This is a genomic window from uncultured Microscilla sp. (assembly GCF_947493425.1).
In the GTDB taxonomy this organism is placed as follows: domain Bacteria; phylum Bacteroidota; class Bacteroidia; order Cytophagales; family Microscillaceae; genus Microscilla.
Window position 1 is genome coordinate 1 of record NZ_CANLRP010000046.1, and the last position, 12,768, is coordinate 12,768.

Genomic DNA, 12,768 nt, shown 5'->3' on the forward strand with positions numbered 1-12,768 from the left:
GCTTGCAAAGCACAAGGTTTCGATCGGGCGTGGAGACACTGCCCTCCGAGGGCAAGCTCGGAGCAGGCGAGGCGGAAATATGGTTTTTTGGGGTATATTCTCCTAAATATTCTTTTATAAGAAAACCCTGCTGTTTGTTTTGATAGGTACCTGGTTGTTTTAAGTGTTCTGAAGAGAACTTGAAACTTTTTAATATACAGAAGTCTCCAACCTTTACAAGACAGGCTTTCTAGTCGAATGGCTAAAAAAATCTGGATGATGATCCCGCCTGAAGCTTGCGGCTGGTTGCTCGTTTCTTGCAGCTATCATCATTACCCACTATACCTCCCTGAACAGTTTCCAATAAAAAACTCACCCCAAGCAATGCTCAAGGTGAGTCTACGATCTATCAAAATCCTATTGGAATGATTTTATGTTCAGGAAATTTTTGATCTCATTTTTGCAAAAAACAGAAAGAAGGACTTTCCTTGTTTTTTGTAGTAAAAACAAGGCGCTTCTTTCTGTCAAACTTTCAATCACTATTCACTACTAACTACAGTCAGAAAGGCGACCGCAGGCTGCCTTTAAAAAAACTAAGCAGGCTGTTGCCCCAGTTACAAACCTACCCATAATGGTGGTAGTTTTCATACAGTTGTACCGGACAAGAAGTGGGCAAAACAAAATTTTGGCAATTACTCCTTTTTGTTTGGTAAAAAAAGCTTGGGAAAGTTTGTTTTTAACCATTTTTTTAGGCTGTTGCGGTCAGGAGAAGCCTCATAGACGCTTGCGAGATAGGCATAAATTCCTTCAAAAATTGCTCGATTGGCATCTTGTGCTACTTGCTGCCTAATGATAAGATCGTCTCGATTGCTTGCCAGCTTGCGTTTGTACCGGGCAAAAGCCTTGGTTTTGTATGCCTGCCCATAAGCATCTTCTAAAGCATGTATGATTTCTTTTAAGTCTTCTCTGCGTTCCCCTTTGATGTTTTCTATGATCAAGGGTCTAAACCAAGCCACTTTTACAGGTTTGGCTCCCTTTTCTTTTGGTAGAAAAAAAAGGGCACTTTTGCTGTTTGCTAAAGATTTGGCTGGAGGTAAGATGGTTTGGTCAAAAGAGAGGGTTATTTTTTCTTTATCGACTTCTTTGGGCAACGAGTAAACCACTTTTTGCCCTTGACGAAGGTAGACCAAGTAAAAGTTGCCTGCCTCTGGAAAGGCTTTTTTTGCTACATACAAGCGTGCTTTTTTGCCAAAAAACGCCACCGGTCTTACTCCTTTTATTAATGCCGTACTTGCATCAGCAGGTGTACCAGTAAGCCACATTTTGAAACTCAACAAGGTTTCGACCACCTCTAAGGCTTCCTCTTCTCCTCTAACCGATAGCCTGCTTACTTTGGGAACTACAAGTTCAGATGCTAAAGCCATCAACTCACTGCCTCTGGTTGACTTTGCCTTGCTTGGGCTCAGCATAAAAGGAGCTACCCCTTTGCGGTAAATATGTACATACCCTTTTAAGTCTTGAAAAACAATATTTGTTGTGGGACTTATTACATCTCCTTTTTTTAGTATTTTTTTCTTTTGTGTTTTGCTGTCCATTGCCCAACATTTGGAAGCAGGGCTTACGGAAATTACCCGCCATTGAGCTTGCACGGTTGCTATCTGTAGACAAAAAATCACAAATATTAAATATTTCATAGATTTCATTTTTGAATTGATGTTTATATTTACTTGTGGGCTTTGTTGCCTGAGTCAGGCTATATAAAACCTGTTTTACTGTGTATTTATAACTAATGACTTTTCTTATTTCTATCTCAGTGGCTCCCAACACTATAAGTTTGACATAGTGATGGTACATTTCTCAGGCTGCAACATCCTCGTTTTTTTGACTCTGAAAAAGCACTCTTTTGTACTCGATCCACTGCTTGTTGCTCATACAATGTAAATAGGCGGCTTTCAAAGCATTGTTTTCTGAGTCTTTTGGCAAACGCTCTTGCAAGTCTTCAGCAAAAAGGTATACATACCAACCCCACGCTCTTGACCTTGGGGTAGCATTATAGCTATTGATGGCATAGTTTATTCTTTGTTCATTTAATTCAGATAAATGGTCTGTTTGGTGCATTGACTGGCACATAATGGCAGCGGTGAAATCTTGCCACCAGGTTTGGTCAAGGCTGGTTTTTTCAAATATTTTTTTGGTTTCCAGCAAAAAATCATCCCCCCAAACTCCTTGATGTCGCCCCCATGACCACAACAAGCTTCGTATGATCCTCACAAAATCATGTCTGACCTTTTTCCCTGTAATATTTGTTACTTTGTCTGGCAAAACTACCAATAGGTCGCTGATGTTATTCATTGCCTTAAAAATTGAATATTGAACCAAAAACATTGTGCCTGGTTTTCTGCCTATACCTGCCAGGTTTCAAAAGCCTGATGAGTAATTAAAGACACTTCTTATGAGAAAGCATCTACCCAAAAGACGTTTTGTTTTGGGTACAAAACCTTTTTCAGAACAGACACAAACAGGACTGACTGGAAGAAAAAAAATAGACATTTAATATTTTTTGTACAGGCACTTTTTGTCCTTTTGAAAAGTTGGATACACCTATATTTTTGTTGAAATTCACCAGTAATGGTTCATAATACCAGCAGGGCGCTATCATATCACATTGATTTTTAAAAACTTGCAAACATAATGGGTAGATACGTTCTAATTGATATTGAATAGTCAATTCGTGTAAGCATTTACCCTGTACAACACCATATAGCAATTGTTTATGTCCATTGAACCAGAAATGGCAATAACACCCTGCCAGAGCTCATCACACCGTTGCTTGAGGTGTTCGTTGCTGCTTGTTTCGACCTAAGTTTTTTTTTAAAGATGCGTTTCTCTCAATATTTCGTCTTGCTTGCTTATAGTACTTTTTTAAGTTTTCTGGCAATAAACCACTCCTCACAAGCACAATTTGTAAGAGCTAGCTTAGATTTACCCGCAGGAAACTCAAGTTGGGGAGATTATGATGGAGATGGAGACTTGGATTTGGCTATAGCGGCTCCTTCTGTGGGAGTAAAAATATACCAAAATCAGGGAAACGGCCCCTTGAGTGATGCTGGCATTCAGGTAAACGCGCCTCACTCTTTCCCTTCTATAGAGTCAGGTGCCTCTGTATTTTGGTTTGATGCCAATAATGATGGGAAACTCGACCTGTTAGTCAATGCTGCTCAGACCTATATCTATGCTTTTGGCACCAATGGCCACTTAGACCAGATGGCAGACATCACTGCCTTGATTACAGCCCATGTCGATGTATCGTTTGACACGGGTGATTACGACAATGATGGCGACCTGGACTTGCTTGCATCGGGTGGTGACAATGACGATAAGGAAACCATTTTGCTGGAAAATCAGCAAAAATTTGCCTTCTCTAAGGTTACACTCATCGACAACGAAGCTACGCTCATTAACACCAATATCCAATGGATCGATTACGACAACGATGGCTACCTGGACATTTTGCTGGCCACTTTACAAAAAGGGGCAGCACCCAATTCGCCTTATCAAACTCCTCAAGCAAGAATTTTAAGAAATAATGGGCAAGGCAACTTTAACGACGCCATTCAGTTTCTTGCAAGCGAGCCAAGCCATTTAGATGCAGGAGACTTTGACGGGGATGGTAATATAGATGTGGTGGTTTCAGGAAGTAACATAAATGGAGTGGTTACCAAAATTTACCACAACAAAGGAGATGGTAAATTTCAGGATACTTTTATTACAAGTACCAGGGTTGTTTTTACTTGGGGAGATTATGACAATGATGGCGATTTGGATGTATTGGGTCAGGAAACTGTGCTCCGAAACGACGGAAACAATATATTTACAGAAGTAAGCCACGGCAATGTATTTACTCAGCCTCAACTGGTAGATTATAATGGAGACGGTAGATTGGATGTATGTGACCAGAACGTTGCCACCAACAACTATATTTACCGAAGCATTGCCGACAAGGTAAACAGCGGAGTCCCAACCGTTCCTACCAACCTAAGTGTTTCTCTACAAGATAATCAAGTCGCTTTTGCCTGGAGCAAATCAACCGACCAGGAAACCTCGCAAGATGCCCTTAGTTATAATTTGTATGTAGGCTTGGCTCCTTTTACCGAAGATGTGCTCTCATCTGAGTCTATCAGCGATCCTACTTCGCTATTTTATGGGGCAAGAAAGGTAGTAAGACCAGGCAATGCAGGCTATAAAAATTATTTTATTTTGGTTGACCTACCTAAGCCAACAGGTATACAAACCTATTACTGGAGCGTACAAGCCATAGACCAAAATGGGAAAGCTTCTTTTTTTGCCCAAACCCAAAGCTTTGATTTTAAGCCCCTTCCAGTTACCCCCACTGGCTTGCAAGCAGAAACAGACGAGGCTGGCAAAATAAAAATTACTTGGGCAGCTGCCACCAACCAGTCTGAGCCCTCTTATATTGTGTATCGTTCTTTGTCTTCCAGTGGTAGTTATGAAATTGTAGACACTGTTCCCTCTAGTGGCTTTCCTAGCGTGTCTTCACCCACCCAATATATAGACGATAATACCAATTTGACCAACCATACTACTTACTACTATAAGGTGCAAGCATTTAACAAGAGAGGTCACTCTGGGTTATCGCTGCCGGTGGTAACAACGAGTAACCTACAGGTGTTTAGTTGGGCAAAAAAAATGAACATTGACGCTTCTCTGAATGGCAAAGCGCTGACTTGGGGAGATTATGACAATGATGGTGACCTGGATTTACTCGTGATGGGCAGGGGAAGCAAACAAGGGGAGAATATGCTTCAAAATTTATTGTATACCAATCACAATGGGCAAGGTTTTTCTTTGGCTTCTACCATCAACAACCTCCCTCTTTTGGCCGAAGGAAATGCTGCCTGGGGCGATTACAATGGGGACGGTTTTTTAGATTTGGTCTTCACTAGTAGTTTTAGTACATCATTGACTCAGGTGTTTAGGAATGAACAAGGAAAATCATTTAAAAACAGTAAAATAACTGCGCTGCAAAACAAAGGGGCAAGCACTGCATTATGGGGCGATTATGACAATGATGGAGATTTGGATTTGGTAATTTCGGGGGAAGAACCAGGGGCGGTAAACATTAGCTTCTACAGAAATGAACGTGGGCTAAGTTTTGTCGACGAAGGAGACAAGGGAGTATTGGGAATAAGCAATGGAGACATAGAGTGGGGAGACTACGACAATGATGGGGATTTGGATTTACTGATTGGGGGGGTTAAGGATGATGCCGACAGCTCCTCTATCAATGTATATATCAATAATGGAAGTGGTGGGTTTTCTTTGCATGAGTTTATTGCCTGGGGAGGAGGCTACGGCAGCGTTCGATGGGGAGACTACAACAATGATGGCTTTTTAGATATACTGGTTGCGGGATCAATTGCACCAGGGTTGGGTACCTCTAACGTAAAAATATTCAAAAATATGCCTCTAGGGGCAGGACGAACTTTTGAAGAGGTAGCCACTTCGTTTATAGCAGTACAAGGGGTAGCCTGTTGGATAGACTACGACAATGATGGGGATTTGGATGTGTTGGTGAATGGAGCAAAAGTAACGGGTAGTTTTAGCGATGGTGAAAGCAAACTTTATAGAAATAATGGCAATGATTCTTTTGTTGAAGATACAGCATTTGGCATTTTTGAAAAATTTTATCGGGATGATTTAAGCAAGGAAATCACTCCTTATGGTGGTCATGTTTCGCCAGGAGACTACAACAATGACGGGAGTATAGATTTTGCATTGGCAGGTACCTTTCTGGAAACTGCTTCGTCTTTTGGTAATTTGTACGGTGCTTATGTGTATAAAAACGAAGCTGTAGTACCCAACACTGCTCCTACCGCTCCTACCCAACTGCAAGCGACTGTAGTTAACAATACAGTAACTCTGGCCTGGGGCAAATCTACAGATGCACAAACCCCACAGGTAGCCCTTACTTATAACTTACGCATAGGAACCAGCTCTCAAAAAGATGATGTATGCCCTTCTATGGCCAACCCCACCACGGGCCTTCGAAAAATTTCCCGGAGAGGGTTTCAGGGCAACCAAAAAACACTGCGGGGGCTAGCCCCTGGTATTTATCACTGGAGCGTACAAGCATTGGATCATAGTCTGGTAGGCTCGGCTTTTGCTCAGGAACTGACTTTTAGGGTGGTAACCGCCCCCGCAATTCCTAATAGCCTCACTGCTACTCCCCGTAGTTCATCCTCTATAGTACTTGCCTGGACAAGTCTATCCGATGCCAACAACTTTTCTGAGTATATCATAGAAGTATCGCAGGACAACAATGCCCACTTTTTACCTATTGACACCATTACAAGCAATAATCGCCAGCATGAAGTCGATGGACTCAACGAAAATACTACCTACTTTTTTCGCATTCGGACAGTAAATACTGCAGGCAATGGTACCAGTGGCGAAGCTTCTGCTACTACCAACAATCTGCCACGTGCTCCTATTCAGCTCAAGGCGGTTGCCACTTCTGCCTCCGAGGTACAACTTTCGTGGCAAAATGTGGCAATTTCAGAACAAGGATTCATTGTAGAACGCAAAAGCATACGGAGCAACCATCTGTACATATTTCAAGATTCTTTGACTGGTACAAACCTCACTCAATATATTGACAACAAGGAAGTAGTGGGCAATGTTACCTACACTTACCGAGTATTTGCCTACAATGTCAATGGACGCTCCACCTCGCCCAACGAAACTTCAGCAACGCCTCCCAGTTATTTAAGTATTGTACCTCCTGCCAAGCCTCCCATCGTTGCCAGTCCAGTATCGCCCACGCTTATTTTTTTGTCCTGGCAATACAATTCCGAAAAAGCCCATTATTTTAGCCTTGAACGGTCTTCTGAGAAAGATAGTTTAAACTATCAATTGATAGTTATTTTGAATGCAAAAGCAAACAGTTATGAGGATAACACTGTGGATGACAGCATAGTATATTACTACCGCCTGAGAGCAGTAGGATCAGGGGGGTATTCTGATTTTTCAAACATTGCCTTTGCCAGAGCAGAATGTAATTTGCCTATTTTTGTATCTCTTGCTGATAATCAAACCCAACAAGTATGCAATGGACAAGGCAGTAAATTGATAGCCACCACAAGTATAAGCGATCCAAAATATCAATGGACTAGTGCATTGGGTACTAAATTCCTATCACATTATTCGGAATCTTTAGCTCGCTTACTTTACTTCAAAAAGTTTGCGTAGCTTTGGCTATGTGCACTTTTTGAAGTGCGTCAGCAAACAAAATACCCTCGAATAAATAGCGCATTTATTTAATCCCCAATGCACTAGTTACGGCGTAGAAATTCCTCATGCCAACCTTCCCTTTTATCTGGCGCAAGAAACAGGAATTTATGCCTGCCAAATATCAGCTCAGGGTTGTGTGCAAACCACCAACCGAGTCATCATCTTAAAACAAAGCATAAACCATGTAGAAATTGCCCTGGAACAAGACACCATACGAACCTTTGCATCTCAAGCTGACCGTTACTTTTGGTACTATAACTATGAGGAAGTACAACAAACTCAAGAAAACTATTTTATTCCCAAAGTACCTGGCAGCTACCACTTGGTCACAGAAAACAACGGTTGTACAAATAGTTCCAACGTGATCTATTTTAGTGTAAACGGACTGGATAATCAGGATATATCTGCACAAATGCAAGTGGTTTATAACCACTCAAGCCAAACTCACCAGCTTGTGATGAACACGCCCATTCAAGGGGACTACCAGCTATGGCTTAGAAACACTCAAGGGCAACAGGTATACGTAAAACAAGGCAAAAAACAATTCAGTACATTGAAAGAAAGCATTGACTTTACTAACCAGCCCTCAGGTATATACCTGCTCGAAATAGTCATAGGAAGATACTATGGGGTAAAAAAAATACTCTGCTTCAAGTAAATGTGTTGCTCAGGTTTCAATGATTGTATCATCCATCAAAAGTCTTTAAAAATCAGAGCAAAGTCTGTTTGACTCTGACAAACAACCTCTGCGGTTTGACTATTTTTACTAACAACGCATCCAGACTGAACAAATGAATTTCTATGGGCTTACTTAAATATTCAGGCTTTTTCTTTTGGTGTCTTTTTTACACACAACCAAGTCATTCTCAAAGCCATTTTTATAAATTTGAGGTGGCGCTGGATAAAAAAAGTACTTCAGACAAGAACTAACAATCGCCACAGTTTGAAGGTGCAAATCACACTCAACCAAGGTATTTTTTATTGCCTGCACAGATGTTTACCACACGTACACATCCACCAAGTAAAAACTATGCACAGGGTTTTCTGATACACAGTCAAACACAAATCATTAATAATTTAGGAGTTTACCTGCAAAATGAACCTATCGGCTTCTCACATCGGCTTGGAGCAATCATTATTAAGGAGTTGTAAGCTATTGGTTTCAAGCGATAAGCAACAGCAAGTTACTAATCATCAATGCTTTGTGTAAATTTATTATATAAAACTAATTTTGTCTTAATGCACTAAAATATATATTTTGTTTGGTAAAAACACTGATTATCTCTGTGATATTTGACCAAAAAATGGCATCTAGAATCAAGGTAAGTGAGGTTATGTGAAAGAAACTGCCTCATCATGTTTGATGTAAGCATATAATGAGATAGTTTCTTTCAAATATCAATGTCACCCACACAATACACAATCTTGAAGGTCAGGCAGGTATATTTTCTAAACTTAACAACTCAAGAAACCATTCAGGCTTGGAAAAAGTAGTTTAGATCGATATATCATCAGTAAAATCTTGTTTATGGAAAAGTTTATTAGGCTTTCCTGATAAGGATGTTGTAACTTTGCAATGAGGCAATAATTTTTTTATTTTTCTAATTGATGATTCCGCCAGAGGGTTATTATCCAACCTCAAAACTTTAAGCTTTTTCAAATTTTTGATTTGACTAGGCAGCTTTTTTAGTTGGTTTTCTTGTAAATCTAACCTCTCAAGTTCAACAAGATTTCCTATTTCGTGAGACACTTTACTCAATTTATTGTTTTGCAAGTTGAGGTATTTAAGGCATTTAAGGTATTTGATTTCTGATGCAAGCGTTGATAAATTATTTGAGCTTAAGTCCAACAATATTAATACTTCTAACTGCTTGATCTCTTTAGAAAGAGTCATCAGCTGATTGTTACTTAAGTCAAGCGCAACAAGCGTTTTGAGTACCCCAATTTTCTCTGGTATTTTTGTAATACTATTGGCGTCCAACTCTAATACCTTGAGATTGTGTAAATGTGTCATATACCTTGGAATATACCGATAAGATAGCTTAGGAGTTTTACCTAAGCTTAAAACCTCAAGGTTTGCAGGAAGTTTTGTTGGCAGCTCTTGGAGATCATTATCACCCAAGTATAACTTTCTTAAGTTTCCTAAATTTGCTATGCCAGAAGGCAGCTTATCTATAGAGTTACCTGATAAATCCAATATTTTTAAGTTCCTGGTTCCAGACTTAGCCAAAGCAAATGTTGTTATCGAAGTCAGAAAATTTTCCCGAAGATTGATAGAGCGGATATTTTTTAGCCCTAATAGTAGATGAGGCAAGTGTTGGAAGTTGTTGTTGCTTAGGTCTATCTTATGGAGCTTTTCTAAATAGACCATATCAGGTGGCAATGTTTGCAAATTGTTACCGTGTAAATCGAGCTGCCTAAGTTGGGTCATTTTTCCTATCTCCTTGGGTAATACCATCAAACCTACCTCCATCAAAGACAATTTTTTTATATTTCGCAATTTTCCTATATTTCTGGGAAGTGTAAATAAATTATTAAAGCTTAAATCTAGTTCGTATAAATTATGTAGCAATGCTATTGCGGGGATTGCAGCCTCAAGCTGCTTGCTAGAGACGCCTGTCAAGTGGATTGTTCTCAAAGAGTCGAGGTATCTCGTTTCCAACCCAAATATCAAGCATTTGAATAAGTCTTTTCTAAGAACCAATGCTACTTCTTCATCATAACCTTTGGCTGCCCCCTTGCATAATTGATAGCCCAATTCTACATTTTCCTTATTTTTGCTATTTAGCAACTGAAGTATTTTCTTGTTGTTGTTTGTTAGTCTATTCACATTCTCAAAATCTGAATTTATTAATAAAATCTAAAGTTATGATTTGTGTTAACAGGGTGACCTTTGGAAAATAGGGAATATTACTAATACTCTACTAGGAGATTTGGATGAGAACACTCAGGTATTGGAGAGAAAACGTAATCATGGCCCCACCCCCACAAGATGCTATGGCTAGCCAAACATAATATTTCTAAAGATCATCTTTTGTTCGTTAAATAAGGCCTGAATTTGTTTGATATAGTCTACCTTCCTTGATTCTATCCAATAATAAATTAACTTGCTTGATGCTATAAAAAAATCCTGATATGATTTTCCCAATCAACTCTTACAAACTTCAGCAAATGGGCAAGGTCACAATTCTATCCCATAAATATTTGTGGATTGGAGGTTACTTGGCTTCGTAACAATGACCAAAACTGACATTATCCAAATAGGTCACTACATATTTTTTATAAAGTCCTCTTTTTATTCTAAAAAGAGACTATTTCCTACTTTTTAAGGTTAGATGCTTCAAATCATACCAAAGACAAGTTTATAAAAACTCCGAAGATCAAATCAGTATTATAAGCCAAGTTTGCACTGAAGATAACTGAGCCTACAGTTTTTCCACGGAAAATCTCAACACGTAAAAGCATGCATTAGGAATTGTTCAAAAATAAATTTACACTCTGAGGGGTGATTTTTCGCCTTGATACTTCGTTATTTTTATTGCCCATAGCGCTGCTATGGGCGCAAAAAATAGCCTCGTCTCAAAACAAAACCTCTACCTCAAGAATGGTAATTTAATTTCTCACCATTCCTTAGGAATGGTGTAAAAATAAATTTCTATAGTAACGCTAAAATATTTTGTTGCTATACGCGGCACGGCAATATCCAGTGGATATTGAGCGAGCTTGCGGGATGGTCGGCTAATAGCAACGCTATTCGGCTATTTTTTAACAAAGTATAGCCTCAAAAGATGAGATTAAGAATGCGTATTTATTTTGGTACCATTCCTTAGTTAAATTTGACAAAATTCAATCAGACAAAATCTAAATGATGAGCCAAACCTTCGCCAACTATACCTTTTCAATTCATTTTAAACAAACCCATAATGCATATCAAGCCAATTTATTTAGCCTTATGGAAGACGAAAAGTTTGCTTTTATGTTTTGTATATCCCAAATATTTTTTTGTTTCTGTCTTAATTTATGTTTGGCATCAGTGGCTGCGTGTGATTTTGTAAGAACGAGTATCATATAACCTAATTTCAAAAGAGTCGCAAGGTTTAATAAAAGCACAATCATAGACAAGTATTGATAGAAATCAAAGGTCATAAAAAGCAGGTATATACATTGTCTACTTGATGTCTTTTGAATGATTCATTTCTTGATTATCTAAGAGGGGAATCCACTTAATATCTGATTTACTTTGGCTGATTGGCTACACTCAATATTATTTTACCATCCATAAGGGCACAAAGCTTTGCGATATTTTTTGTTTGAATTTTGCCCTGCAAAGCAGCATTCATCAGAAAAAAAGCATTATTAAGTCGGTCTATTTAATGTCTTCTTCAATATTTAAATATCCTGCTTCTTGTATGTAGCTTGTTATAGGTTTAGGGCTTTAATGTGAGTTAAAGGCTTAACTCATTGACTTCTAGGTTTTTAAATAAAAAAATCAGAATAATCAAAAAAAGTTATTACTTTGATATTGCACTATCCAAAGAAAACTTTCGAGATATGATTATTCTGAATACCACTAAATTAACAGAAATTTTTGTACTTGTAGACGATTTTATGCAGGAATTTACTCCTTACTACGATCATAAGTTACTTGGCTCCCAGGTGTGGCGAGGAAAAATGAGCAAAAGCGAGATCATGACCATTTTAATCTTCTTCCACCTTTCTGGGATTCGTTGTTTTTTCTGATACCATAAATTTGTCGTTAAAAACCACCTGAGTAGTTATTTTCCAGAGGCACACCCTTATGAACGCTTTGTTACAAAAACACCTCGGGTGCAGTTGGAACTATATGCTTTTCTATACACCTGTTGCTTAGGAGAAACCACCAAGGTTAATTATATAGATAGTAAACCTCTGGAAGTTTGTCATGTAAAAAGGGAGAAAAATCACCGTGTTTTTAAACATATAGCTCAAAAAGGAAAAACTAGTAAAGGGTATTTTTATGGACTGAAGCTCCACTTGATATGCAACCAAAGGGGAGAACCTGTCAGACTTCGGCTTACCTCAGGTAATGTATCAGACAACAATGCAGCGTTTCTTAAGACATTTTTGAATGATTTTCAGGGAAAAATCTATGGAGACAAGGGGTATTTAACCAAGTTGAAAGGTCATTTTGAGAAAAATGGCTGCAAAATCATCAGTAAAGTCCGAAAAAATATGAAAAAACCAAATTTGACTGGTGAAGAAAGGTACTATTTGAAAAAAAGGGGACTTATAGAGACTGTTTTTGATCAAATGGTTAACATTTGTCAAATAGAACATACCAGGCACCGTTCCCCCAGAAATTTTGCTGTGAATCTATGGGCAGGTATTATTGCTTATGCGTTTTTAGGGAAGTTGCCACAAATTCAAGAATTCCAGCCAAAAATACTGGAACAATCAGTTGTATTATTGGCAGATTAGAACCAGTAACTCACATTAATT

General features: G+C 38.8%; 5 protein-coding genes and 1 pseudogene. 3 read left to right on the forward strand and 3 right to left on the reverse strand.

Annotated elements, in window-relative coordinates; genetic code table 11:
* Nucleotides 1–671: 671 nt before the first annotated feature.
* The gene (locus tag Q0954_RS13880) at nucleotides 672–1,673 is read right to left on the reverse strand and encodes a hypothetical protein (protein ID WP_299457802.1); all 1,002 of its coding nucleotides are present in this window, start codon (nucleotides 1,671–1,673) and stop codon (nucleotides 672–674) included.
* Nucleotides 1,674–1,836: 163 nt separating this feature from the next.
* Entirely contained in the window at nucleotides 1,837–2,331 is a 495-nt protein-coding gene (locus tag Q0954_RS13885) for a hypothetical protein (protein WP_299457805.1), read from the reverse strand.
* 525 nt (nucleotides 2,332–2,856) lie between these two features.
* On the opposite strand from Q0954_RS13885, the gene Q0954_RS13890 reads away from it, so the two are divergent.
* Both Q0954_RS13890 and Q0954_RS13895 read left to right on the forward strand, forming a co-directional pair.
* A complete protein-coding gene (locus Q0954_RS13890; protein ID WP_299457808.1) occupies nucleotides 2,857–7,248 on the forward strand; it encodes an FG-GAP-like repeat-containing protein in 4,392 nt (1,463 codons plus the stop codon).
* A 178-nt stretch (nucleotides 7,249–7,426) separates the two neighbouring features.
* The gene (locus Q0954_RS13895; RefSeq protein WP_299457812.1) at nucleotides 7,427–7,948 is read left to right on the forward strand and encodes a hypothetical protein; all 522 of its coding nucleotides are present in this window, start codon (nucleotides 7,427–7,429) and stop codon (nucleotides 7,946–7,948) included.
* Between the two features lie 837 nt (nucleotides 7,949–8,785).
* Here the strand turns inward: Q0954_RS13895 and Q0954_RS13900 are convergent.
* Nucleotides 8,786–10,120 (reverse strand): leucine-rich repeat domain-containing protein, encoded by a 1,335-nt coding sequence (locus Q0954_RS13900; RefSeq protein ID WP_299457815.1) that lies wholly within the window; start codon nucleotides 10,118–10,120, stop codon nucleotides 8,786–8,788.
* Between the two features lie 1,925 nt (nucleotides 10,121–12,045).
* On the opposite strand from Q0954_RS13900, the pseudogene Q0954_RS13905 reads away from it, so the two are divergent.
* Nucleotides 12,046–12,747: pseudogene (locus Q0954_RS13905) on the forward strand (IS982 family transposase); the annotation flags it as partial.
* Nucleotides 12,748–12,768 lie beyond the last annotated feature (21 nt).

Excerpts from the sequence above, each read along its gene's own strand:
- Q0954_RS13890 (WP_299457808.1), top strand. The coding sequence starts at position 2,857 with ATGCGTTTCTCTCAATATTTCGTCTTGCTTGCTTATAGTACTTTTTTA.
- Q0954_RS13880 (WP_299457802.1), bottom strand. The coding sequence starts at position 1,673 with ATGAAATATTTAATATTTGTGATTTTTTGTCTACAGATAGCAACCGTG.
- Q0954_RS13885 (WP_299457805.1), bottom strand. The coding sequence starts at position 2,331 with ATGAATAACATCAGCGACCTATTGGTAGTTTTGCCAGACAAAGTAACA.